A 25,450-nucleotide genomic window follows, 5' to 3' on the forward strand; every position below is an offset into this window, starting at 1 on the left:
GCGGGAGCCGTGGTTACGAGGCCGATGCCTCGTGGCGGCGGGTCAGTTCGGCCGTACCGGCCTCCGTCAGGGAGCCGTGCAGACGCATCCGGGCCACCCCGCCGTCGGGGTAGGCGTCCAGGCGGACGTGGGTGACCACGGCCTCGGTGTCCAGGACGAAGCGGTGCGGGGTGTCCGGCTGGAGCCTGGTGCGGGGGATGATCTCGAACCACTCGCCGGTGTCGCCGTCGCGGCCGTGCAGGCTGATCCAGCCAGCGGCGTTGCCCTTGAGGTAGGCGGTGTCGATCTCGACGGCGCGGACCGCCCCCTGGGCGGGCAGCCGGAAGCGGACCCAGTCGTTCGTGTCGCGGACCCTGCGGCGGCGGTTCTCCCAGCCGTCGTCCATCTTCCGGGATGTACCGGGCAGGATGATCTGGGCCGGCGAGGAGTAGAAGCGGTCGGACGCGTCCTCGTACGTGCCGCCGTTCAGGATCGAGATCAGGTCGATCGTGCCCAGTGCCGCGAGCCAGGCGGGATCGGGAACGACCTCGCCGTGGACGCGGAGACGGGCGATGCCGCCGTCGGGGTGCTGGCAGACGCGGATGTGGGTGTAGCGGCGGCCCCCCGTGACCTCGAAGCCGTTGGCGGCGTGGCCGCGTACGGGGGTCGGCGGGACCAGTTCCTCCCACTTCACGTCGTCGGCGAGGAGCTCCTCCGGCCCGGGTGCGCCTTCCACGGACGTGGCCTGCACGGAGACCCTCTGCGGGTAGTTGCCGCGGAAGTGGGCGGTGTCGACGACGATGCCGCGGACGATCCCGGGCGTGCCGAGCCGGACGATCGCCCAGTCGTGGTCCTCGGGGGCGGGGAAGGGGTGGCCCGCGTCGGCGCCCCGGCGGCGGCGGGTCTCCCAGCCGTCCATGATCTTGCCCTTGTGACCGAAGCGCTCGGGGTCGAAGACGGCGGGCTCGCGGATCAGGAGGTTCTCGCGCTCGGCGAAGAACTCGTCGTTGGCGGCGATCACACCCCCGCCGAGCCGGCGGTCCGCGAGGTCGACGAGCTCGGTGAAGGGGAAGTCGCCCGCGCGGTAGTCGGCGTACGGGTCACCGCCGCCGTACGGCGCCGCGTCGTTGGCGTGCGGGTCGGTGGAAGAGGGCTCCGGGTGCTTCGAGTCGGTGGGCATGCGTCCACTGTGCTGGCGCACCACCCATCAGGTCCATCGAAACTTTTCGTACGGTCCGTTCAGTTCTGCTGAACGGACTCACCGTGCTGGGCGGACCGCTCCGCCGCCAGCCGGAGCGCCGCCAGGACCCGGGCGGTCGCAGGACCGTGTTCCGCGCCCTGCCGTACGGCGGCCACGACGTGGCGGCAGGGCCGGTCGGCCTCCAGGATCCGCATCACCACGCCGTCGCGGGGCCGGTCGGAGGCCGAGACCATCCGGGGGACCAGCGCGACGCCCATGCCCGCGCGGACCATGGCCAGGATCGCGGTCCAGCCGGCGGCGCTGTGCGCCTGCTCCGGCACGAAGCCGGCCGCCTCGCAGGCGGCGGTGGTGATCTCCGACCAGGGGCCGGATCCGCCGAAGATCCAGGCTTCACGGGAGAGGTCCGAAAGGCGCAGGGCGGGCGCGCCGGCGAGGCGGTGTCCGGCGGGCAGGGCCACGTCGAGCGGGTCGGCCAGGAGCGGCAGCAGGGTGAAGCGGGGGTCCCGGGCCGTCGGGGCGTGCGCGGCAAGGGAGAGCGCCAGGTCCACCTCCCCGGCGGACAGCAGCTCGTAGGCCTCGGCGGCCTCCGCCTCCCGTACCCGCACCTGGGGCCCCGGCCGGTCCTCGGCCGCCAGGATCCGCACGGCTGGTACGACGAGGGCGGGCACCGCCGTCGAGAAGGCACCGACCCGCACCTGGCCCGACTCGCCCCGCAGATAGCCGGCCAGGTCGGCGTCGGCCCGCTCCAGTTGCGCGAAGACGGCCTCGGCGTGGCGCAGCACCAGGTGCGCGGCGTCCGTGAGCCGGACCCGGCGGCCCTGGGGCTCCAGCAGCGGTACGCCGAGCTGTGCGGCCAGATTGGTGAGCTGCTGGGAGACGGCCGACGGCGTCATGAGGAGCGCTTCGGCCGTCGCGGTGACCGTGCCCCGGTCACGCAGGGTGCGCAGGATGCGGAGTTTCTTGACGTCCCACTCGGTCATGGCCGAAACCTACTCGTGTCCGGACATGCCGGTGCGCCGCGCGGTACTGCGTACCGGCGGCGCACTCGGGGAGACGTCCTAGGCCTGCTTCTTGGACTTGTCGAGGACCATGACGAGTCCGGCGATCACCACGAACAGGGCGATCGGCAGGGCGACATAGAGACCGAGGGTCTCCAGCACACTCAGCCCCGGACCCGGGTCGTCACCGTCGTCGCGGGTGAGCGCGAGCGCCGGGGACGACATGAGCAGCATCATCAGCGTCGTACCGGCCGCAACGGCGCCGGCGCGCATAGCGTTCTTCTTGTCCACGGTGCAAACGTAGCGAACGCCTACGAGGGGCGCGCGTCCGGGGGTGCCGTACGGGCCCTGGGGCCCTCCGGCGCGGCCGCGCCGCCCACGGCGTCCGGCCGGCGCACGAGGACGTCCATGAGCCGGTGCAGCCGGGGCGAGGCCGCGATCTCCTCCAGGGTGACGGGATGGCCCTCCGCATCGGCGACGGGCAGACGCCAGTTGGGGTACTGGTCCCAGGTGCCGGGCAGATTCTGCGGGCGGCGGTCGCCCACGGTGTCCGGGAGCCAGACCCCCACCATCCGGGCCGGGGTGCGCAGCAGGAACCTGTGGACGGCGCGGACGGCCGCCTCCTCGTCGCCCTCGCCCTCGGGCAGCAGCCCCAGCCGGGCCAGGCAGCCCAGCCATTCCGCGGTGTCCGCCGCGTCCTGGGCGAGCTCCTGCTCCAGCTCGCGGGCGAGCAGGCCGAGGCGGTGGCGGAGCGTCACATGGTCACCCGTCAGCCGGGCGGCGGTGGAGGGCAGGTCGTGGGTGGTCGCCGTGGCCACGCAGTCCCGGCGCCACCGCTCGGGGGCGAGCGGGCGGCCCGTGCCGTCCCAGTCGCGCTCGAACCAGAGCACGGAGGTGCCGAGAACCCCCCGCCGGGCGAGCGCCTCGCGCACACCGGGCTCGACGGTGCCGAGGTCCTCCCCTATGACGACGGCACCGGCCCGGTGGGCTTCGAGGACCAGGACGGCGAGCATCGCCTCCGCGTCGTGGGAGACGTACGCGCCTTCGGTCGGCGGGCGGCCCTCGGGCACCCACCAGAGCCGGAAGAGGCCCATGACGTGGTCGATGCGCAGGGCTCCGGCGTGGGCGAGGAGACCGCGCAGCAGGTGCCGGTAGGGGGCGTAACCGGATGCCGCCAGGGCGTCGGGGCGCCAGGGGGGCAGCCCCCAGTCCTGGCCGTGGGCGTTGAAGGCGTCAGGGGGCGCGCCGACGGACATGCCGTGCGCGAAGGCGTCCTGCTGGGCCCAGGCGTCGGCGCCGTCGGGATGCACGCCGACGGCGAGGTCGTGGACGATGCCGACGGCCATCCCGGACTCGCGCGCGGCGGCCTGGGCGGTGGCGAGCTGGGTGTCCGTCAGCCAGGCGAGCCTGCAGTGGAAGTCGACCCGTTCGAGGAGCCCGGCGCGGGCACGGGCGCTCTGCGGGGAGCGCGGGTCACGCAGGCCTTCGGGCCAGGTGCGCCACTGCGGGCCGTGCACCTCGGCCAGGGCGCACCACAGGGCGTGGTCCTCCAGCGCCTGCCCCTGGGCGGCGAGGAAGTCGCAGTAGGCGGCGCGGCGGCCGGGGGTCAGGGGGACCTGGTGGACGATCTCCAGCGCCTGCTTCTTGAGCTCCCAGACGGCGTCCCGGTCGATCAGCGCGCCCTTGTTCAGCACGGCCTCGCGCAGCGCGGCGGCCTGCTGGCGCAGATCGTCCAGGACGGTCCTGCCGGGTTCGTCGACGTGTCCGTACTCGGGGATCGACTCGATGTGCAGATGGATCGGGTCGGGGAAACGCCGGGAGGAGGGGCGGTACGGGGAGGGGTCGGTGGGGCTGCCGGGCACGGCGGCGTGCAGCGGGTTGACCTGGACGAAGCCGGCGCCGAGGGCACGTCCGGACCATGCGGCGAGGTCGGCCAGGTCCGCGAGGTCGCCCATGCCCCAGGAGCGGGCGGAGAGCAGGGAGTAGAGCTGGACGAGGAATCCGTGCGTGCGGCCGGGCGGCTGGGGTACGCGGTCGGGAGCGACGACGAGTGTGGCGGTGGCCTGCCGGTGGTCCGGGGTGCGGACGGTGAGCCGGTGGACGCCCAGGGGCGGTTCGGTCCACCAGGCGGTGCTGCCGGGCGGGCTCGCGGCCGGAGCGGACCTCACCCGCAGGCTCAGGGGCGAGGGCGCTGCGGTGGTGCCGGGTTCGGGATCGATCGTCAGGACGGTGCCCGCCGGCAGCTCGCCCAGCGCGGCCGGCAGCGGCTCCCCGGACCAGGCCACCACCGTCGGCGGGAGCAGTCGGGAGGCCGCCGCCGATTCGGCCGCGGCGAGTGATCTCCGTACCTCCACGGGGGTGCCGGCGTCGACGCCCAGGGCGGCGAGCACGGCCGTGACCGTGTCGTCGGGGACGGACACCGTGACATCCGCGGACGGGGAGAAGGAGGTGGCGACGCCGTGCAGTGCGGCGAGCCGGGACAAGCCCATTCAGACTCCTGGGGACTCCATGCCCCCTGCGGTGCCGGGTGCTGTCGGCTCGCTGGTCAGAGGGGCGGTGGCGGCGAGCGGTGGCTCGCTCGTGAGGGGTGTCGCGTCGGCGAGCGGAGGCTCGCTGGTGAGCGGTGCTGCGTCGGCGAACACGGGTTCGCCGGCCAAGTGGGAGACATCGGCGAGCGGGAGCTCGCTGATCATCGGAGGGGCGGTGGGGGCCGGGGCCGTCCCGCCTGCCAGCGGTTCGGGACCCGTGAGGTTCGGCACCTGTTTGGAGAGGGCGGAGAGCAGAAGCTGCGCTGAAGCGGGCATGGTGGCCTCCTGGCCGTGGACAACAGGACACAGCAGGCCTACCCAGAGGGCGCGTCGGCAGGCATGGACGTGACACAGGCGTTATGACAACGAGCCCAACGTGCCGTGGGTCACATCCGGTTCCCCCGTGCGCCAGGAATGGGCGCTTTTCAGCCACCCGGCCCACATCTCTCGCATATCTGCCATACCGACCCCGCGCATTGACACTCCCGCGCCCGGGTGGTGGGCTCGGACGTCACTGCCGGGCGAGGTCAGGACGAAGGAGTACGGCGTGCAGCTCGGGCGCAGAAGGCATGCGACGGCTCTCGCCGTCGCGGTGGTCGGCGGCCTCCTCGGCCCGTTCGTGCCGGCTGCCGCCGTCGCGGCCCCCGTCACCCCCGCAGCGGCCACCCGGGACCGTGCCGACGCGTCAGGCCTGCCGGCCGTCTGGCCACGGCCGCAGTCCGTGAAGGCGTCCGGGCACTCCGTCGCCTTGGGCTCCGAGGTCACCCTCCTCACCGGGGCGGGCGCCGATCCGTACGCCGTGGACAGCCTCAGGGCACTGCTGCGCGAGGCCGGCGTACGCACGGTGCACGAGGCTCTGCCGGGCCGTGGCCCGGTGATCCGGCTCGGCGGTACGGACGCGGCGCGCGCGCTGCGGGCCCTCGGCGCCGCCGAGCGGGCGGACCTGCCGGACGGGGGTTACCGCCTCGCGGTGGGGAGGGCGGACGGCAGGCCGGTGGTCGCCCTGGACGGGGCCGGCGAGGACGGCCTGTTCCACGGCGTCCAGACCCTGCGCCAGCTCGTGCGGGAGGGCACCGTCGCAGGGGCCCTGATCCGCGACTGGCCGGGCACCGCGGTGCGGGGGATGGCCGAGGGGTTCTACGGACAGCCCTGGACCCAGGAGGAGCGGCTGGCCCAGATCGCTTTCATGGGGCGCACGAAGCAGAACCGCTACCTCTACGCGGCCGGGGACGACCCCTACCGGCAGAGCCGCTGGCGCGAGCCGTACCCCGCCGACGAGCGGGCCGGCTTCCGCGCGCTGGCCGCGAAGGCCCGGGCCGAGCACGTGACGCTGGGATGGGCCGTCTCCCCGGGGCAGGCGATGTGCATGGCCTCGGACGCGGACGTGCGGGCCCTCACCCGGAAGATCGACGCGATGTGGGCGCTGGGGGTCAGGTCCTTCCAGCTGCAGTTCCAGGACGTCAGCTACAGCGAATGGCACTGCGACCAGGACGCGGAGATGTTCGGCAGCGGGCCGGAGGCGGCCGCCAGGGCGCAGGCCCGGGTCGCGAGCGCCGTGGCCCGGCATCTCGTGGACCGGCACCCGGGTTCGGAGCCGCTGACGGTGATGCCGACCGAGTTCTACCAGGACGGCGCGACCGACTACCGCACGGCGCTCGCCACCGCGCTGGACGACCGGGTGCAGGTGGCCTGGACCGGCGTCGGGGTCGTGCCGAGGACCATCACCGGGCGTGAGCTGGCGGGCGCACGGGCGGCCTTCCGCCACCCCCTGGTCACCATGGACAACTACCCGGTCAACGACTACGCGCGTGACCGGATCTTCCTCGGTCCGTACACCGGCCGGGACCCCGCCGTGGCCGCCGGTTCGGCGGCCCTGCTCGCCAACGCGATGGAGCAGGCGTCGGCGTCCCGCGTCCCGCTGTTCACGGCCGCCGACTTCGCCTGGAACCCGAAGGGGTACCAGCCGCAGGAGTCCTGGCAGGCGGCGCTGGACGATCTCGCGGGCGGCGACGCCTCCGCCCGGGCGGCCCTGGGGGCCCTGGCGGGCAACAGCGCCGCCTCGGTGCTGGGCGGTGACGAGTCGGCGTACCTGAAGCCGCTGCTGGCCGCGTTCTGGAAGTCCCGTTCGGCCGCGGAGGAGCCGGACATGGCGGCCCGCGACAGGGCGGCGCGGGAGCTGCGGGCCGCCTTCGGGGTGATGCGGCAGGCCCCCGAACGGCTGAAAGCCACCGCGAGCGGGCGGCTGGAGGACGAGGTGCGGCCGTGGACGGCGCAGCTGGCCCGGTACGGCCGGGCGGGTGAACTCGCGGTCGATCTGCTGCGGGCGCAGGAGCGCGGCGACGGGGCCGCCGCCTGGCAGGCCCTCCTCGCGCTGGAACCGCTGCGCGAGGAGATCGCGGCGGCCGGGGCGACGGTCGGCAAGGGCGTCCTCGACCCCTTCCTGGACCGGGTCCGCAAGGAGGCCGACGCCTGGAACGGCACCGACCGCGAAGCGGGCGAGGTCAGCCGGGACGCGTACGGCTACACGGTCCGGCTCGACCGGGCCCGTCCCCTGGAGGCCGTGACCACGCTCGCGCGGCCAAGTGAGGGGACGAAGGACGCCGTCCTGGAGGTCCACGTGCCGGGCGAGGGCTGGCGCCGTCTCGGCCCCCTGTCGGCGGACGGCTGGACGCAGACGGCGGTGAAGGGCCTGCGGGCGGACGCCCTGCGGGTCACGGCCCCGGCCGCCCGCCCGGTCCTCGTGGGCCCGCCGGCGCCGGGTGTCGCGGGCACCCCGGACCGGGCGCCCGTCGCGGTACGGGCGCTGGTCCCGTGGTTCGGCGACGAGCCGGCCGCCCGGCTCGCTCTCGTACGCGACCGGACGGACGCCGTGATCGGCGGCGGTACACAGCGGGTCGAGGCGCGGCTGGCCGGCGGGCGCCCCACCGAGGTCAGGGGCAGACTGCGGGCGAAGGCGCCCGAGGGCATCGAGGTCGAGGTGCCGAAGCAGACCACGGTGGCGCGCGGCTCGCGTGCGGACGTACCGGTGGACATCACCGTGCCGGCGGACACCCCGGCGGGTGAGTACGAGGTCCCGCTGAGCTTCGGCGGCGAGGAGAGCACGCTGACCGTGCGGGCGTTCCCCCCTACCGCGGGTCCCGATCTGCTGCGCGGCGCCAGGGCGTCCTCCTCCGGCGACGAGACCCCGGACTTCCCCGCGGCGGCGGCCTCGGACGGCGACCCCGGGACCCGCTGGTCCTCACCCGCCGAGGACGGGGCCTGGTGGCAGGCCGAGCTGCCCGAGCCGGTGCGGCTGGGGCAGGTCGTCCTGCGGTGGCAGGACGCCTACGCCTCCCGCTACCGCGTCCAGGTCTCGCCCGACGGGCGCACCTGGCGTACGGCCGCGACCGTCCGGGAGGGCGGTGGCGGGCGCGAGTCGGTCCGGATGGACGCGAAGGACACCCGCTTCATCAGGGTCCAGGGCGACGGCCGTGCCACGCCGTACGGCTACTCGCTGTGGTCGGTGGAGGCGTACGCGGTCGCCGGCCGGGACTGAGCGTCCGGGGCCCGGACGGCGAAGGCCCGGCAGCTCAGGCCGACACGCCGTCGATCCGGGCCATCACGTCGTCCGCGCCGAACGGCTGCAGGTAGGGCAGCCAGCGCGGGTCCCGGTGCCCGGTCCCGATGATCCGCCAGGCGAGGCCGCTGGGCGGGGCCGGCTGGTGGCGCAGCCGCCAGCCCAGCTCGGGCAGGTGGCGGTCGGCCTTGACGTGGTTGCAGCGGCGGCAGGCCGCCACCACGTTGTCCCAGGCGTGCTGCCCCCCGCGGCTGCGCGGAATGACGTGGTCGACGCTGGTCGCGGCGGCCCCGCAGTACATGCAGCGACCGCCGTCCCTCGCGAAGAGGGCGCGGCGGGTGAGGGGCACGGGCCCACGGTAGGGGACCCGCACGAAGCGCTTGAGACGGATGACGCTGGGCGCCGGCAGAGCACGGGTGGCGCTGTGCATGAACGCACCGGACTCCTCGAGGCAGATGGCCTTGTTCTCGAGGACGAGGACGAGTGCGCGGCGGAGCGGTACGACGCCGAGCGGCTCGTACGACGCGTTGAGAACCAGGACGTGCGGCACGTGGATGCCTCCTTGTACGCCGGCGGCGCGTGGCTCGCGCCGGGACGATCCGATCTCAGTCTCTCCTCATGCCTGGTCCGAGCGCCACCACGTGCGGGTAACGGGCCGGAAGGATTTTTCCCGCCGTCACCCCGCCGGCACCGCCCGCGGACACCGGAACGGCCGCTGCGGCACGGCGGACGGAGCCCGCCGGCGCGGAGCCGCGCCCTCCGCGCCGGCGGGTGAGACGTGTCTCTCCCTGCTCCGTGGCAACGAACCACTCCCCCCGCTTCGTTACTGTGGTTGGTCTGCTGTCGCACCATCTGGAGGTCCCCGTCGTGTCCCTGTCCGCCCTGTTGGCCGCGGCTCCGTCCCCCGGGGCAGCCGGTTCGCTGGACGAAGCCGCCGAGCGGGCCGGGAACGCCGCAGGCTGGGTCGAGGAGAACTGGTCCACCTGGCTGAACACCGGTCTGCGCATCATCCTCATCGCCGCGATAGCGATCGTGCTGCGCTATCTGATCCGGCGTGCCCTCACCAACCTCATCGACCGGATGAACCGCAGCGCCCAGGCGGTGGAGGGCACGGCGCTCGGGGGCCTGCTGGTCAACGCGGAACGCCGACGCCAGCGCTCCGAGGCCATCGGATCCGTACTCCGTTCGGTCACGTCGTTCCTGATCCTCGGTACGGCGGCCCTGATGATCCTCGGGGCGTTCGAGATCAATCTGGCCCCGCTGCTGGCCTCCGCCGGGGTCGCGGGTGTGGCGCTCGGCTTCGGTGCGCGCAACCTGGTCACCGACTTCCTCTCCGGCGTCTTCATGATCCTGGAGGACCAGTACGGCGTGGGTGACACGGTCGACGCGGGTGTCGCCTCCGGCGAGGTCATAGAGGTGGGCCTGCGGGTGACCAAGCTGCGCGGCGACAACGGCGAGATCTGGTACGTCCGCAACGGCGAGGTGAAGCGGATCGGCAACCTCAGCCAGGGCTGGTCCACCGCCGGGGTCGACGTCACCGTCCGTCCCACGGAGGACCTGGACCGCGTGCGCGCGGCGATCACCGAGGCCGGCGAGACCATGACCAAGGAAGAGCCCTGGTCGGAGCGGCTGTGGGGTCCGGTGGAGATCCTCGGCCTGGACGCCGTGCTGCTCGACTCGATGACGGTGCGCGTCACGGCGAAGACCATGCCGGGCAAGTCGCTCGGCGTGGAGCGGGAGCTGCGCTGGCGGATCAAGCAGGCGCTGGACGCGGCCGGTATCCGGATGGTCGGCGCCGTGCCCCTCCTGACCGAGGGCGAGTCCACCGCCGACCCGACGGCGGCCATGGCGGCCCCGTCGGCGTACGCGTCGACGACGTCGCCCCAGTCGCTGGCCGCGACCCCCATACCGCCGCCGAACCTGACGAAGTAGGACCGGCCGCACGCACGGCAAGGGGCGCCCCGTGAGACTGCGGGGCGCCCCTTGCCGTGGTTCGCCTCTCCCGTCCCCGCGTGCGCCGGGTGCCGGCTCGTGGCGATGGACCCGCCTCGTCCCGCCGCGGCAGCGGACCACAGGTAACGCTTCGGTAGATCTGCGGCCCCACCCCATTGACGATCCGGTGGCGCGAGTCCTACCTTCCTCATCAACAGTAAAGTTTCCTAACAGAAGGGTGGGCGGCGCTGATGGCCGGAACCACCCCGGGTACGCCCCGCGTTCTGCGTGCCATGAACGACCGGGCGGCGCTCGATCTCCTGGTCACCCAGGGCCCCCTCACCCGCACGCGCATCGGCGAGCTGACGGGTCTCTCCAAGCCCACCGCCTCCCAGCTGCTGGCCAGGCTGGAGGAAGCGGGCCTGGTGCGCTCGACGGGCAGCCAGAGCGGGCGGCCCGGGCCGAACGCCGTGCTGTACGAGATCGACCCGGGCGCCGCCCACGTCGCCGCGCTCTCCGTCGGGCCCACCGGCACGGACGCCGTCGTCGCCGACATCACCGGCGCGGTCGTCGGCTCCTGCCGGGTGGAGGCCGAGGCCGTCGCGGAGGACGTACGCCACCGCACCGCCCAGCTCGTCGCCGAGGCCGTGGACGGCGCCCTGCGTCCGACCGGTCTCGGCCACGACGACCTCTCCTCCGTGGTGATCGGGACACCGGGCGCGATCGACCCGCACACCGGGCAGCTTCGCTACGCCCCCCATCTGCCCGGCTGGCACTCCCGCACCCTGCTCGCCGACCTCGCCGAGGTGGTCGGACGGCCCGTCGTCATCGAGAACGACGTGAACCTCGCGGCGATCGCCGAGCAGTACGAGGGCGCGGCCCAGGACCATGACCACTTCGTCCTCGCCTACCTCGACGAGGGCGTGGGTGCCGCGATCGTCCTGGGCGGCACCCTCCTGCGCGGCGCGACCGGCGGCGCGGGGGAGATCGGCTACATGCCGCTGCCCGGCGCCCCCCTCGCCCGGGGCGGCGCGGCCGACTGGGCCGGCCCCGACGCGGGCGGCGGCTTCCAGAGCCAGGTCTCCTGCCCCGCCGTGCGCGACCTGGCCGGAGGCAGGCCGCTGGAGGAAGCCCTCGCCGACGCGTCGGTGCGGGCCGAGGTCGCCCGCAGGCTGGCCACCGGCCTCGCCTCCGTCGTCGCCGTGGTCGATCCCGAACTGGTCGTGCTCTCCGGCCGGGTCGCCCAGGCCGGCGGGGAGGAACTCCGCGCACGGGTCGAGGCCGAGATGACCGGCCTGGCACTGCCCCGGCCGCTGCTCCGCGTCAGCGACATCGAAGGCGACCCGATCCTGACCGGTGCGCTGCGGACGGCACTCGCCCAGGCCCGCGACAGCGTCTTCGACACCGCCTGAACCACCCGGCCCCGCCCACCGCACCGCCCGTACAGGGCCGTGCGTACGGCACCCCCGTACCCGGAGGGCTCCCCACCTCCCGTCCCCCCGTCCCCCGCGAAGTACCGCCGCAAAGGAAGTCCGTCATGGCGCTCTGGCGCTTTCGTACCCGCGTGCCCCTGGCTCTCGGCGCAGCCGCCCTGCTGCTGTCCGGCTGCGCCAATCCGAGTACCGGCAGCAACACCGACGACCCCACGAAGCCCGTCACGCTGAAGTTCTGGCACGGATGGTCTGCCCCCGGCGAGGTAAAGGCGATCAACGAGAACATCGCCCGGTTCGAGAAGCTCCACCCGAACATCGACGTCGTCTCGACCGGCAACGTGAGCGACGAGACGATCAACCAGGCGCTGCGTGCCGGTGGCGACGACGCACCCGACGTCGTCACGTCCTTCACCACCAACAACGTCGGGCAGTACTGCTCGTCGGGCATGTGGGTGGATCTCGACCCCTTCATGAGGAAGAGCGGGATCGACAAGGCGAAGGTCTTCCCCAGCACCCTGCTGGACTACACGCGGTACGAGGGCGTCCAGTGCGCCACCCCCCTGCTCGCCGACGCCTTCGGCATGTACTACAACAAGGACGCCTTCGAGGCGGCGGGCATCACCCGGCCGCCGCGCACCATGTCCGAGATGAAGGCCGACGCGGTCAAGCTGACGCAGAAGAACAAGGACGGCTCCCTGAAGCGCGCCGGCTTCATGCCGAACTTCCAGCTCTACCAGAACTCCCCCGACCGGATGTTCGCGCAGTGGGGGCCCGAGTACTTCGACGACGAGGGCAAGGCGAAGCTCGCCGACGAGCCGAAGACCGTGGAGTTCTTCACGGCCATGCGCGAACTCGCCGACGCGCAGGGCGGATACGCGGCCATGGAGAGGCTCCGCGCCCGCTTCGGTGACGAGATGTCGTCCCAGAACGGCTTCCTGACCGGCAAGCTCGCCATGCACCTGGACGGTGAGTGGCGCGGGTTGATGCTCGACGAGGCGAAGGCGGACTTCGACTGGGCGGTAGCCCCGCTGCCCGTCCCCGACGACCAGGCGGACACCTACGGGCGCGGCTATCTGACGGGCACCGTGGCCGGCATCGCGCACAGCAGCCGGCACCAGAACGCGGCCTGGGAGCTGGTCAGGTACCTGACGATCGACACGGAGCCGGTCGTCCACTTCGCCAACGCGATCCACAACGTGCCGTCCACCTTCGAGGCACTCGAATCCCCGGGCCTGGACGCCGATCCGGCCTTCCGCGCCTTCATCGAGATCGCCCGGAACCCGCACAGCCAGGCGGTCCCGCCCTCGGACAACGGTGGTCAGTACATCACCTCGTTCGGTGACTTCGCGCAGTCCGTCGAGGCGGGCAGGACGAAGGACCTGCACCGCGCCCTGAAGGAACTCGACGAACAGATCGATGCCGACAACCTCCAGTCGGAAAGCTGAGGAGCCGATCCATGGCACTGTCCCTCTCCACCCCGGCGAAGTCCGCCGGGCGGGCGACCGAACCGGCCCCCCGCAACTCCCCCCTGCGGCGCAAGCGGAACCGCGAGCGGCTGCGCACCCTGGGGTTCCTCTCGCCCTGGCTGGTCGGCTTCACCGTCTTCTTCGGGTACCCGCTGATCGCGACCGTCTACTTCTCGTTCATGCACTACAACCAGATCAAGGCGCCCACCTTCGTGGGACTGCGGAACTGGCGGTACGTGCTGGAGCAGATGCCGCTGTTCGGCCCGGCCCTGTGGAACACGCTGTGGCTGGTCGTCGTGATGGTCGCGCTGCGCGTCGTCTTCGGCCTCGGCATCGGCCTGCTGATCACGAAGGTCAAGTCGGGTGTCGGGCTGTTCCGCACGGCCTTCTACATCCCGTACCTGGCCCCGCCCGTCGCGGCCACGGTCGCCTTCGTCTTCCTCCTCAACCCGTCCACAGGACCGGTCAACGAGATGCTGTCGTGGTTCGGCCTGCACGGGCCGAACTGGTTCAACGACCCGAACTGGTCGAAGCCCTCGCTGGTCCTGCTCTCCCTGTGGGGCATCGGCGACCTGATGGTCATCTTCATGGCCTCGCTGCTGGACGTCCCCAAGGAGCAGTACGAGGCCGCCGAGCTGGACGGCGCGGGTGCCTGGACGAAGTTCCGCTACGTCACCTGGCCCGCCATCACCCCGATCGTGCTGTTCGCCGTCGTGACGGGGGTGGTGCAGACGATGCAGTACTACACGCAGGCCCTCGTCGCGGGGAAGCTCGCCTCGGGCGTCTCCATCGGCCCCGGCACGGTGATCCAGCCCGGGTATCCGGACCACTCCACCCTGACGGTCCCGCAGCTCGTCTACTCACTGGGCTTCCAGAACTTCAACACCGGGGCCGCGTGCGTCCTGTCCCTCGTGCTCTTCGCCATCGCGATGGCCGTGACCCTTCTGCTGATGCGTAAGAGCGTCGGCCTCATCCCGGCGGAGGACTGACATGACCACCACCACCCTGACCAGGCCGGACACCGCCGTGCGGAGCCGCCCGAGCGGCGCCGGCACGGCCGGGCAGCGCCGCAAGCGGATCCTGAACTGGATCGCGGTCCACTCCGTGGCCGTCGCGCTCGCCCTGTTCTTCGTCCTGCCGTTCGTGTTCGTGTTCCTCACGTCCGTGATGAGCGACGAGCAGGCGATGAGCGGCGATCTGTGGCCGGGCTCGTGGAACTGGTCGAACTACTCGACGGTCTTCCACACACCCGGATTCCTCGACTGGTGGCGCAACTCGCTGATGTACGCGCTGCTCGGCACCGTCTTCACCGTGTGCTCGTCGGTGCCGGTCGCCTACGCCCTGGCCAAGTTCCGCTTCCGTGGCCGGCGTACCGCGATGATCCTCGTCATCTCCACGATGATGCTGCCGCCGCAGGTCATCATCATCCCGATGTACCTGGTCTGGGCCCAGCAGTTCCACCTCTCGGGCTCGCTGTGGCCGCTGATCATCCCCATGGCGTTCGGCGACGCCTACTCGATCTTCCTGCTGCGGCAGTTCCTGCTGACCATTCCGCAGGAGTACATCGAGTCGGCGAAGGTCGACGGGTGCGGTGAGTTGCGCACCCTGCTCAAGATCGTCGTCCCGATGGCCAAGCCGGGGATCGCGGCCGTGGCGCTCTTCCAGTTCTTCTACTGCTGGAACGACTACTTCGGGCCGCAGATCTACGCCGCGCAGAATCCGGGCGCTTGGACCCTGAGCTACGGCCTGGAGTCCTTCAAGAGCGCCCACGCGGTCAACTGGAACCTGACGATGGCGGCGACACTGCTCGTCATGGCACCGGTCGTCATCGTGTTCTTCTTCGCACAGAAGGCCTTCGTAGAAGGCGTCACCCTCACCGGAGTAAAGGGCTGAGAACCATGAAGCTCGCAGTAGTTGGCGGCGGGTCCACCTACACCCCCGAACTGATCGACGGATTCGCGCGGCTGCGGGACACCCTGCCGGTGGAGGAGCTCGTGCTCGTCGACCCTGCGGCCGACCGGCTGGAGCTGGTCGGCGGCCTGGCACGGCGGATCTTCGCCAAGCAGGGCCACCCCGGGAAGATCGTCACCACCTCCGACCTGGACGCCGGGGTCGCCGGCGCCGACGCGGTGCTGCTCCAGCTGCGCGTCGGCGGGCAGGCCGCCCGCAACCAGGACGAGACCTGGCCGCTCGAATGCGGCTGCATCGGCCAGGAGACCACCGGCGCGGGCGGACTGGCCAAGGCGCTGCGCACGGTGCCGGTCGTCCTCGACATCGCCGAGCGGGTGCGCCGCACCAATCCCGACGCCTGGATCATCGACTTCACCAACCCCGTGGGGATCGTCACCCGCGCCCTGCTCCAGGCCGGGCACAAGGCGGTCGGCCTGTGCAACGTGGCGATCGGCTTCCAGCGCAAGTTCGCCGCGCTGCTCGACGTGACGCCCGGTGAGGTGCACCTCGACCACGTGGGGCTGAACCACCTGACGTGGGAGCTCGGGGTGCGCCTGGGCGGCCCGGACGGCGAGGACGTCCTGCCGAAGCTGCTCGCGGAGCACGGCGACGCGATCGCCGGCGACCTGCGCATGCCCCGGCAGATCGTGGACCGGCTCGGCGTCGTCCCCTCGTACTACCTGCGGTACTTCTACGCGCACGACGAGGTCGTACGGGAGCTCGGCACGAAGCCGTCCCGCGCCGCCGAGGTCGCCGCGATGGAGAAGGAACTCCTGGAGATGTACGGCGACCCGGCCCTGGACGAGAAGCCCGCGCTGCTCGGCAAGCGGGGTGGGGCCTTCTACTCCGAGGCGGCCGTGGACCTGGCGTCCTCGCTGCTCGGCGGGGGCGGCTCCGCGGTGCAGGTGGTCAACACGTACAACAAGGGGACGCTGCCGTTCCTGCCGGACGACGCCGTGATCGAGGTGCAGGCCCGGGTCGACGGCTCCGGCGCGGCTCCGCTCGCCGTGCCGGCGCTGGACCCGATGTACGCCGGGCTGATCGGGCACGTCACCGCCTACGAGGACCTGGCCCTGGACGCCGCGCTGCGCGGTGGCCGCGACCGGGTGTTCAAGGCTCTGCTCGCCCACCCCCTGATCGGCCAGTTCGAGTACGCGGAAGCACTCGCCGACAAGCTGATCGCGCACAACCGGGAGCACCTGGCGTGGGCCTGACCGCACATGTGCTCGCGATCGACGCGGGCAACAGCAAGACCGACGTGGCCGTGATCGGCGCCGACGGCACGGTCCTCGGCGCCGCGCGCGGTGGCGGCTTCCAGCCACCGGTCGTCGGGGTCGACGTGGCTGTGGACGGGCTGGCGCAGGCGGTGCTTCCCGCGCTCGAACGGGCCGGTGTCACCGGAGTCGAGCATGTGTCGGCCTGTCTCGCCAACGCGGATCTCCCGGTCGAGGAGGCCGAGTTGGCCGAGGCCCTCCGGGCCCGCGGCTGGGGCCGGACGGTGGAGGTGCGCAACGACACGTTCGCGATACTGCGCGCGGGCGTGGACGAGCCCCGCGGGGTGGCCGTGGTGTGCGGCGCCGGGATCAACTGCGTCGGCATGCGGCCGGACGGTGCCACCGCCCGGTTCCCCGCGATCGGCCGTATCTCCGGTGACTGGGGCGGCGGTTCGGGCCTCTCGGAAGAGGCGATGTGGTTCGCGGCGCGGGCCGAGGACGGCCGCGGCGAGCCGACCGAACTGGCGCGGACCCTGCCGGGGCACTTCGGGCTCGACTCGATGTACGCGCTGATCGAGGCACTGCACCTGGGGCACATCCCGCCCGGGCGCCGGCACGAACTGACCCCGGTGCTGTTCTCCACCGGGGCGGCCGGCGACCCGGTCGCGCGCGGCCTGGTGGACCGGCTCGGCGACGAGGTCGTGGCGATGGCGTCGGTCGCGCTGGCCCGGCTCGGCCTGCTGGAGGAGGAGGTGCCGGTGGTGCTGGGCGGTGGCGTGCTGGCGGCCCGCCACCCGGCGCTGGACGGCAGGATCGCCGAACTCCTGGCCGTACGCGCCCCGAAGGCGGTGGTCCGCGTCGTCTCGGCGCCGCCGGTGCTGGGTGCGGCGCTGCTGGGCCTGGACCGGACGGGTGCCGGTCCCCGGACGCACGAAAGGCTGCGGGACCAGTACGTCTGAACCCCGCTGACATGGGCGTCCCGTGGCATCGACCGCACGGGGCGCCCCTCGCGCAGGGGAACCGATCGGTCGCCCCGGACGTGTTCATGGTGGGGAGATCAGTCCACCGGGAGCCGGGCCCGGCCGATTGCCTTGATCACTCGCGCGCGCCCTGATCGAATACGGGGGAACCACGCGGGATCGGGGTATTCCTGGTGAATGCCGTTCCCTGCGGCCATACTTCTGGCCGGGCACCAGTCCCCCGTCGGCCGGGGGGCAGGGCCGCCGTCAGTGACCCAGGGGGAGGTCGAGTGACATACCCGCCGAGCGGGACCGCGCCGCGGGAGCCCGGTCCGGACCGGCCGTCCGCGCCAGTGACCGTGCCCGCGCAGCGCCGTGCCGTCGCGTCCGAGGCCGTCCGCCGGATCCGTGCCGCCGCGACGACCGAGCCGGGCAGGCTGCAGTTCATCGGCGCGGCTCTGGCGTTGCTGGTCGTGGTGTTCGGCGCGGTCACCTATCTGGAGATCTCCGCCCGGGCCTCGGCGGCCCACGACGTGGTGGAGCGCAGTCAGCCGCTGAGCGCGGACGCGGCGAGCATCTACCGCTCGCTCGCCGACGCGGACACGATGGCGGCGAGCGGCTTCCTGGCGGGGGCCCAGGAACCCGCGGACGTGCACGCGCGGTACGAACGGGACATCAAGGAGGCCTCCCGGCTCCTGGTCCGGGCGGCGGCGAGCGCCGACGCCTCGTCCTCCTCGCACCGGGAGATCACGACGCTGGGCGAGCTGCTCCCCGAGTACACGGGCCTGGTCGAGCGTGCCAGGGCCAACAACCGGCAGGGACTGCCGCTCGGCGGGGCCTATCTCCGCTACGCCAACCAGAAGATGACGAACGAGCTGCTCCCGGCGGCCGAGCGGCTGTACGCGGCGGAGACCGGCCGGCTCGGCACGGACTCGGCCGACGCGCGGCGGTGGCCCTTCCTCTCGCTGGGCGCCGGGGTCCTGGCGCTGGCGGTGCTGGTGTGGGCGCAGCGACGCAACTACCGCAGGACGAACCGCGTCTTCAACCACGGGCTGCTCGCGGCGACGGCCGCGGCCACGGTGGTCCTGCTCTGGCTGGCGGTGGGACACACAGTGGCCAGGGCCGAGCTGCATGGCGCGATGGTGCACGGGCAGGAGTCACTCGACGTCCTCAACAAGGCTCGGATCAACTCGCTGAAAGCGCGCGCGAATGAGAACCTCACGCTGGTCGCCCGTGGTGCCGTACTCACCCCGGACGGCACGCGGGACAAGTACGAGACCGACTACAGCACGGGCATGAAGGCCCTCGGCGCGCAGCTGGAGAGCGCGGAGAGGCTCGCGGACGACTCCCGCGGGAGCGAGCCGGTGGCGGCGGCCGTGCGCAGTGTGTCCGAGTGGCAGGACCGCCACGGCAAGGCCCGGACGACGGACGACCGGGGCGAGTACGAGAGCGCGCTGGAGCAGATCATCGGCACGGAGGACTCCACGGGTGAGTGCTTCGAACAGGTCGACGCCGCGTTGCAGCGGGCGCTCGCCCATGAACAGGACGAGTTCGACGCGGCGGCCGGGGACGGCCGCGGGGCGCTGGGCGGGCTGCCTGCCGGGGCAGCGGTCCTCGCCGTGCTGGGCGCGGTGGCCGCGATCCTCGGGGTCAACCGCAGGCTCTCGGAGTACCGGTGAGGGGACGAGGGATGACCAGGGCGAAAGGCTGGGCCGCACGGGGAAGGCTGCGCGGCTGGGGCGGGGTGACGGGCATGGCGGTGGCCTGTGCCGTCACCGCCTCCCTCACCCTGCTGCCACTGGCGCACGGCGACGGGACCTTCGGCGGCCTGAGCGCGGGCCACGGCACCACGTCCTCGGTGCCCGCCCTGGCCGAGGAGTGCACGGACCCGGAGGCGAGTCTCCCCCCGCGGGACGCCGACGGCCCGAGCATCGCGAAGATCCGGGAGCGCGGGAAGCTGATAGCGGGCGTCGACCAGAACAGCTTCCGCTGGGGCTACCGCAACCCTGAGACGGGCACCCTCGAAGGCTTCGACATCGATCTCGTGCGGGCCATAGCGAAGGACATCCTCGGCGACCCCGACGCGGTGATCTTCCGGGCCATCCCCACCAACCAGCGCATCGCCGCGCTGGAGAACGACAGGGTCGACGTCGTCGTGCGCACGATGACGATCAACTGCAAGCGCCTCGAACAGGTCTCCTTCTCCACGGCGTACTTCCAGGCGGGCCAGCAGGTCCTGGCCCCCAAGGAGTCCGGGATCGACGGCTACGACGCGTCGCTGAAGGGCAAGCGCGTCTGCACGGCCGAGGGCTCGACGGCGTACGACGCGCTGCACGAGAACTCCTTCGGCGCGGTCTTCGAGGACGAGCACGACGGGACCGAGCGCGACAAGGACCAGCTGACCGTCCCCAACCAGCTGGACTGCCTGGTGCGCCTGCAGCTCGGCGAGGTCGACGCGGTGGTCACGGACAACGCGCTGGCGGCCGGACAGGCGGCGCAGGACCCCTCGGTGGAGCTGAAGGGCGACAAGCCGTTCACCACCGAGTACTACGGCGTCGCGGCGAAGCTCGGCGCCGACGACCTGGTGGCCCGGGTCAACCACGTGCTGGTCGAATACCGCGCGGGCGGTGCGGACAGTCCTTGGATGAAGTCGTACCGGCAGTGGCTGGCGGAGGGGCTGCCCGGCATCAAGGGCCCCCCGGCGCCCAAGTACCGGAGCAACTGAACCTGTCCGGGCCCGCGGGCCCGGCGGCACGAGCGGAGAGGTGATCGATGGGCGTGGCGGGATCCTTCCCCGGCTTCGCGGGGAGGCCCCCCGGCCCGGTCATGGACCGGGACGAGGCGGACCGTGCGCTGGCCCGGCTCGGTGCGGAGCACGAGGCCATCGAGACCTCGCTGCTCGCCTTGCAGGACCACGCCGGCCGCCGGCTCCTGGAGGGCGCCGACCTGACCGGCGTCACCAAGGAACGCTGGGCAGCGGCCGAGCAGTCGATCACGCTGCTGTGGGGGTACTTCGACGCCTACGCGGGCGCGCTCGTCCGGGCTCGTGAGATCCGTGCCGCGCGCCGTCACCCCAGCAGGGACGATCTGGCGGCCCTGACCGAGCTGCTGCGCGGCGACAGCGTGACGGTCGCCAACCCGGTCGGTGCGGGGGCTCCGGCCGGCGGTCCGGCCAGGCTCGCCGAGCGGTTCACGCTGGAGGAGCTGGTCGCCCGGATGAACGACCTGTACGCCGGCTCGCTGGACATGGTCGTCGCGGCGGACGCCGTGTGGTCGGCGCTGCCGGCCCGGATAGACCTGCTCGCGGCGGAGCTGCGCCGTACCCGCTCGCTGGCGCACTCCGTCGGAGTGCGGCCCGGGGAGCACCCGGCGGGGGACGACCTGGAGTCGATCACCCAGGAGCTGATCACGCTGCGGGTGCAGGTGATCTCGGATCCGCTGGCGTTCTGGCTGCCCGGCCCCGGGAGCGCGGCGCCCGGCGGCGGACGCCCCGACACCTCGCGTTACGACCGGGCGGCCCGGGCCCTGGAGGACGTACGCCGGGAGGTCGAGGCCGTGCTCGCGGTCCGGCAGGACGCCGAACAGCGCCTGGTGCGGCTGCGGGACGTGCTCTCCCGGGCGGACCGCACGCTCGCCGAGGCCCGCTCCGCACGCGGTGAGGTGCTGGCGAAGATCGCCGCGTCCGAGGTGCCCGCGGTCAGCGGGCCGCCGACCGCGCTGCAGGAGCGGCTGGCCGCCGCGTCGGAGTACCGCAGGCACGCCCAGTGGAACCGGCTGTCGCCGCTGCTGGACTCACTGGAGCGGGAGGCCGAGGACGAACTGCTGCGCGCCCGGGACTCGCTGACGTCCGTGACCGCACCGCTCGCGGTCCGTGCGGAACTGCGCGGCCGGCTGGACGCGTACAAGGCGAAGGTGGCCCGGCACGGCATGGCGGAGGACCCGCTCCTGATCGAGCGGTACGACACCGCCCGCCGGATGCTGTGGAGCGCGCCGTGCGATCTGCGGGTCGCCGGGCAGGCGGTGCTGCGCTATCAGCAGGCCGCCGCGGACCTGCTGACACCGCGCCGCCGGGACGAGCACGACGGACACGGGGAGAGATCATGAGTACGCAGTGCCAGCGCCCCTCGTGCGAGGGCGCCTACGAGGACATGGGCGGCGGTGAGCTGTACTGCGACACCTGCGGCCTCGCGCCGGTCGTGTCACCGACGGGCATGGTGAGTTCGCCGCCCACGGGCATCGCGGGCGGCGGCAGGGCGCCCGGCGGGCGGGGCAGCGGCAGCACCTCCCGGCGCACCGGTTCCCAGGCCTCCTCGCGTTCCTCGTCCCGCTCCTCGACGTCCCGGCGTTCCGTCTCCGGGCGGCTCTCGCGTTCCCTGTCGGGCGGTTCCACCTCCCGTTCGGTCTCGGTGCGCTCCTCCGGATCGTCCACCAGCGCAGCCTCGGGGCGCGGCAGGCTGGGCGCGGGCCTGGTGCTCGTGCCCGACGTACCGCGGCCCGACCCGCACACGGCGGTCATGGAGAATCCCGAGGTGCCCGAGCGGAAGCGCTTCTGCTCGCGCTCCGACTGCGGTGCCCCCGTGGGCCGGGCGCGCGGCGAACGGCCCGGCCGCACCGAGGGGTTCTGCACCAAGTGCGGGCATCCCTACTCCTTCGTGCCCAAGCTGCGCGGCGGCGACATCGTGCACGGGCAGTACGAGGTCGCGGGCTGCCTGGCGCACGGCGGGCTCGGCTGGGTCTATCTCGCGGTGGACCGCGCGGTCTCCGACCGCTGGGTGGTCCTCAAGGGCCTGCTGGACACCGGTGACCAGGACGCCATGGCCGCGGCCATCTCGGAGCGGCGCTTCCTCGCGGAGATCGAGCACTCCAACATCGTGCGCATCTACAACTTCGTGGAGCACCTGGACCAGCGCACCGGTTCGCTCGACGGCTACATCGTGATGGAGTACGTCGGCGGGAAGGCGCTCAAGGAGATCGCCAACGAACGCCGCACCCCGGCCGGGAAGCGCGATCCGCTGCCGGTCGAGCAGGCGTGTGCGTACGGCATCGAGGCGCTGGAGGCCCTCGGCCATCTGCACAGCCGCAATCTGCTGTACTGCGACTTCAAGGTCGACAACGCGATCCAGACCGAGGACCAGCTCAAGCTCATCGACATGGGCGCGGTGCGCAGGATGGACGACGACGAGTCGGCCATCTACGGCACCGTCGGCTACCAGGCTCCGGAGGTGGCCGAGACCGGCCCGTCCGTCGCCTCCGACCTCTACACCGTCGCACGGACGCTCGCAGTGCTCACCTTCGACTTCCAGGGGTACACGAACGTCTTCGTGGACTCGCTGCCCGACCCCGACAACATCGAGGTGTTCCGGAGATACGAGTCGTTCTACCGGCTGCTGGTGCGGGCCACCGACCCGGATCCGGCCCGCCGGTTCGCGTCGGCCTCGGAGATGGCGGAGCAGCTGACCGGGGTCCTGCGGGAGGTGGTGGCCCTGCAGACGGGGCGGCCCCGCCCGGCCCTGTCGACGCTCTTCGGTACGGAACTGCGCGTGACCGACACTGAGTTGTTCGCGGAGCTGACGGGCGAGGTGTCCCTGCTCGGCGTCCGCGGGGACCGGGCGGGCGGGCGGGGAGGCTTCGGCCGCCGCCGCAAGGGCGCCGCCGCCCTCCCCGCCGCCGTCCCCTCCCCCGCGCCGGCGGCCGTGGCGGCCGTGCCCTCTTCCCTCGCGGCCCCGCAGCCCGCACCGGCGGGCGCGGGTCCGGTGTACGCGCCCGACACCCACGTCCGGGGCGGCACCGGGGGCGGTGGGGCCGTGTACGCGCAGCCCCAGGTGGCCGTCCCGGCCCCGCGCGCCGCGCTCCCCGAGCCCGTGCGGCTCCCGGCGGCCGGCCCCCGGCTCGCCGTGTTCGACGCGCGGGCGACCTCGCTGGCCCTCCCGGTCCCCCGGGTCGATCCGAACGATCCCAACGCCGGTTTCCTCGCCGGGGTGATGACCTCGGCGCCGGCGGAGCTGATCTCCGCGCTGCACTCCGTTCCGGCCGCCTCGCTGGAGACCAGGCTGCGGGAGCTGCGCGCCCGTCTGGAGCTGGGCGAACTGGACGCCGCGGTGCGGGCCCTGACAGCGGTCGAGGCGCAGCACCCGGACGACTGGCGGGTCGTCTGGTACCGCGGGATCACCTCGCTGGTGACCGGCGACAAGGAGAACGCCGCCCTGTCGTTCGACGCGGTCTACGACGCCTTCCCCGGCGAGCCCGCTCCGAAGCTGGCGCTGGGCATCTGCGCCGAGGTGCTGGGCCAGCTGGACAACGCGGCGGAGTACTACCGTCTGGTATGGGCGACCGACCCCAGCTTCGTCAGCGCCGCGTTCGGTCTGGCCCGGGTGCTGATCGCCGCGGGCGACCGGGCCGCGTCGGTGCGCACGCTGGAATCCGTACCGGAGTCGTCGATCCACTACACGGCGGCGCGGGTGGCGGCGGTGCGGGCCCGGCTGCGCGGGCGGGCCCCGCAGGAGCCGCTGATCCACGATCTCTCGGCCGCCGCCGACCAGGTGACGGCTCTGCAGGGCTTCGGCCTGGACGCGGTGCGGCGTGAGCGGTTGTCGGCCGAGGTACTGGGTACGGCGCTCGACTGGGTACTCTCCGGTAGTCCCACAGCTCAGCCGTCCGGTCCGGCCTCGCCCGCTGCCGCGGGCCCGAGGGCGGTGCTGGGCAGCGAGCTGGACGAGCGGGGCCTCAGGTTCGGCCTCGAACGCTCGTACCGGATGCTCGCCCGGCTCGCGCAGCGGGGCGACGAGAGGATCGAACTGGTGGAGCGGGCCAACCGTTTCCGCCCCCGGACCTGGGTGTGAAGATGTCACAGAGCCACCAGCAGGCCTCCTTGCCGGGATGCCCCAGCTGCGAGGAACCGCTGGAGTCGGGCGACCTGTTCTGCGGTGCGTGCGGGTACGACCTGTCGGCCGTGCCCGCGCCGCCTGACGACCGTCCGACGGTCGCCATCACGGTGCCCGCGCGGAGCGCCGGCGCGCCCGGCGCCGGTGAGGTGGAGTGGCCGCGCGCCTCCGAGACCGACAGCTCCGATCTGCCGGCCCCCACGCACCGTCCCGCCGACCTGCCGGGAGTGGACTCGGGCGGCACGCCCCTGCCCACCGCCGCCCCGGCGGCGGTCCGCTTCGACGAACCGTACGCCCCGGCCGCCTCCGGGGACGAGTCGGGCGACACCTCGGGCGACTTCGAGCTGGCCGCGCCGGATCCCCGCACGGTGGAGCACTCCGCCGCCGGTCCGGTGGCCGGTGCCAAGCTGTGCGTGGCGTGCCGCTCGGGCCATGTGGACGCGGACGGCTACTGCGAGAACTGCGGCCACGCCCAGCCGCGCGAGCGGGACCACATGGAGCAGGAGCTCGGTGCGGTGGCCGCGGTCAGTGACCGGGGCCTGCGCCACCACCGCAACGAGGACGCGTTCGCGGTGTCCTCGACCGCTCTGCCCGACGGCTCGCCCGCCGTCGTCGCGATCGTGTGCGACGGCGTCTCGTCCGCGAGCCGCCCCGACGAGGCGTCGGCCGCGGCGGCGAGCGCCGCCAACGAGTCGCTGCTGGAGTCGCTGCCGCGCGGCACGCATCCGCAGCAGGCGTTGCACGAGGCCATCCTGGCCGCTTCCGAGGCCGTCAACTCCCTGGCGCAGGAGCCCGGCCGGGCGATGGAACACGACCCGCACCGCCATCAGAACGCCCCGGCCTGCACCCTGGTCGGCGCGATCACGGCGGGTGAGCTGCTCGTCGTCGGCTGGGTCGGCGACAGCCGTGTCTACTGGGTGCCCGAGGACCGCTCCAGCCCGCCGGCCCGGCTCACGGAGGACGACTCCTGGGCCGCGCAGATGGTGGCGACGGGCCTGATGAGCGAGGCGGAGGCGTACGCGGACGAGCGCGCCCACGCCATCACCGGCTGGCTAGGCGCAGACGCCTACGAACTGGAGCCGCACACCGCGTCGTTCAAACCCGACCGGCCCGGCCTCGTCGTCGTGTGCACCGACGGCCTCTGGAACTACGCCGAGGCCGCGGCGGACATGGCCGCGGCCGTTCCGGCGGACGCGTACGAACGGCCCTTGCACGGTGCCCGGGTGCTGGTCGGGCACGCGCTGGACGGCGGGGGCCACGACAACGTAACGGTGGCGCTGCTGCCGTTCGCCGTGGCGGCCCGGGGGGCAGGATCGGCCTGAGCCGGCCCCCTTCGTCCTGCCCGTCCCGTCT

General features: G+C 73.0%; 19 protein-coding genes. 13 read left to right on the top strand and 6 right to left on the bottom strand.

Features of this window, described 5'->3' with window-relative positions:
- Positions 1-13 precede the first annotated feature (13 nt).
- From alc to ACFYQ6_RS04100, 5 genes are all read right to left on the bottom strand, one after another.
- The gene (gene alc, locus ACFYQ6_RS04080; RefSeq protein ID WP_361571409.1) at positions 14-1,159 is read right to left on the bottom strand and encodes an allantoicase; all 1,146 of its coding nucleotides are present in this window, start codon (positions 1,157-1,159) and stop codon (positions 14-16) included.
- A gap of 59 nt (positions 1,160-1,218) precedes the next feature.
- The gene (locus tag ACFYQ6_RS04085) at positions 1,219-2,160 is read right to left on the bottom strand and encodes a LysR substrate-binding domain-containing protein (protein ID WP_361571411.1); all 942 of its coding nucleotides are present in this window, start codon (positions 2,158-2,160) and stop codon (positions 1,219-1,221) included.
- A 78-nt stretch (positions 2,161-2,238) separates the two neighbouring features.
- Entirely contained in the window at positions 2,239-2,451 is a 213-nt protein-coding gene (locus ACFYQ6_RS04090; RefSeq protein ID WP_388760937.1) for a hypothetical protein, read from the bottom strand.
- A gap of 38 nt (positions 2,452-2,489) precedes the next feature.
- On the bottom strand, positions 2,490-4,667 hold the full coding sequence (malQ, locus tag ACFYQ6_RS04095; protein ID WP_361571417.1) for a 4-alpha-glucanotransferase: 2,178 nt from the start codon (positions 4,665-4,667) through the stop codon (positions 2,490-2,492).
- The gene (locus ACFYQ6_RS04100; protein ID WP_361571419.1) at positions 4,668-4,982 is read right to left on the bottom strand and encodes a hypothetical protein; all 315 of its coding nucleotides are present in this window, start codon (positions 4,980-4,982) and stop codon (positions 4,668-4,670) included.
- 271 nt (positions 4,983-5,253) lie between these two features.
- Between ACFYQ6_RS04100 and ACFYQ6_RS04105 the strand changes: the two genes are divergently transcribed.
- Entirely contained in the window at positions 5,254-8,241 is a 2,988-nt protein-coding gene (locus ACFYQ6_RS04105) for a beta-N-acetylglucosaminidase domain-containing protein (protein WP_388760313.1), read from the top strand.
- 34 nt (positions 8,242-8,275) lie between these two features.
- Here the strand turns inward: ACFYQ6_RS04105 and ACFYQ6_RS04110 are convergent, their stop codons facing one another.
- Complete coding sequence (locus ACFYQ6_RS04110) at positions 8,276-8,812, bottom strand: HNH endonuclease (protein ID WP_145801502.1); 537 nt, start codon at positions 8,810-8,812, stop codon at positions 8,276-8,278.
- Positions 8,813-9,129: 317 nt separating this feature from the next.
- Here ACFYQ6_RS04110 and ACFYQ6_RS04115 point away from each other — a divergent pair, with 317 nt between their 5' ends.
- The 12 genes from ACFYQ6_RS04115 to ACFYQ6_RS04170 all read left to right on the top strand — a co-directional run bounded on the left by ACFYQ6_RS04115 (position 9,130) and on the right by ACFYQ6_RS04170 (position 25,419).
- A complete protein-coding gene (locus ACFYQ6_RS04115) occupies positions 9,130-10,194 on the top strand; it encodes a mechanosensitive ion channel family protein (RefSeq protein WP_361571421.1) in 1,065 nt (354 codons plus the stop codon).
- Between the two features lie 251 nt (positions 10,195-10,445).
- Positions 10,446-11,606, top strand: a complete 1,161-nt coding sequence (locus tag ACFYQ6_RS04120) for an ROK family transcriptional regulator (protein WP_388760316.1) — start codon at positions 10,446-10,448, stop codon at positions 11,604-11,606.
- Between the two features lie 125 nt (positions 11,607-11,731).
- Positions 11,732-13,072, top strand: coding sequence for an ABC transporter substrate-binding protein (locus ACFYQ6_RS04125; RefSeq protein WP_388760319.1), 1,341 nt, complete (start codon positions 11,732-11,734; stop codon positions 13,070-13,072).
- 11 nt (positions 13,073-13,083) lie between these two features.
- Entirely contained in the window at positions 13,084-14,082 is a 999-nt protein-coding gene (locus ACFYQ6_RS04130) for a carbohydrate ABC transporter permease (protein ID WP_388760321.1), read from the top strand.
- A 1-nt stretch (position 14,083) separates the two neighbouring features.
- Positions 14,084-14,986, top strand: coding sequence for a carbohydrate ABC transporter permease (locus tag ACFYQ6_RS04135; RefSeq protein ID WP_361571431.1), 903 nt, complete (start codon positions 14,084-14,086; stop codon positions 14,984-14,986).
- Positions 14,987-14,991: 5 nt separating this feature from the next.
- Positions 14,992-16,257: a 6-phospho-beta-glucosidase gene (locus ACFYQ6_RS04140; protein ID WP_388760324.1), complete on the top strand. Its 1,266-nt coding sequence runs from the start codon at positions 14,992-14,994 to the stop codon at positions 16,255-16,257.
- Entirely contained in the window at positions 16,248-17,216 is a 969-nt protein-coding gene (locus ACFYQ6_RS04145; protein WP_361571436.1) for a BadF/BadG/BcrA/BcrD ATPase family protein, read from the top strand. The genes ACFYQ6_RS04140 and ACFYQ6_RS04145 overlap by 10 nt, the downstream gene beginning before the upstream one ends.
- Before the next feature lie 290 nt (positions 17,217-17,506).
- On the top strand, positions 17,507-18,895 hold the full coding sequence (locus ACFYQ6_RS04150; protein ID WP_361571439.1) for a hypothetical protein: 1,389 nt from the start codon (positions 17,507-17,509) through the stop codon (positions 18,893-18,895).
- A gap of 11 nt (positions 18,896-18,906) precedes the next feature.
- Positions 18,907-19,941 carry a glutamate ABC transporter substrate-binding protein gene (locus ACFYQ6_RS04155; protein ID WP_388760329.1) on the top strand — a complete coding sequence of 345 codons (1,035 nt, stop codon included), beginning with the start codon at positions 18,907-18,909 and terminating at the stop codon, positions 19,939-19,941.
- Positions 19,942-19,988: 47 nt separating this feature from the next.
- Positions 19,989-21,320: a hypothetical protein gene (locus ACFYQ6_RS04160; RefSeq protein WP_361571444.1), complete on the top strand. Its 1,332-nt coding sequence runs from the start codon at positions 19,989-19,991 to the stop codon at positions 21,318-21,320.
- Positions 21,317-24,055, top strand: a complete 2,739-nt coding sequence (locus ACFYQ6_RS04165) for a tetratricopeptide repeat protein (RefSeq protein ID WP_361571447.1) — start codon at positions 21,317-21,319, stop codon at positions 24,053-24,055. The genes ACFYQ6_RS04160 and ACFYQ6_RS04165 overlap by 4 nt, the downstream gene beginning before the upstream one ends.
- Before the next feature lie 2 nt (positions 24,056-24,057).
- Complete coding sequence (locus tag ACFYQ6_RS04170; protein WP_388760334.1) at positions 24,058-25,419, top strand: PP2C family serine/threonine-protein phosphatase; 1,362 nt, start codon at positions 24,058-24,060, stop codon at positions 25,417-25,419.
- Positions 25,420-25,450: the final 31 nt, after the last annotated feature.

It is taken from the genome of Streptomyces sp. NPDC005494 (assembly GCF_042872025.1).
Lineage (GTDB): Bacteria > Actinomycetota > Actinomycetes > Streptomycetales > Streptomycetaceae > Streptomyces.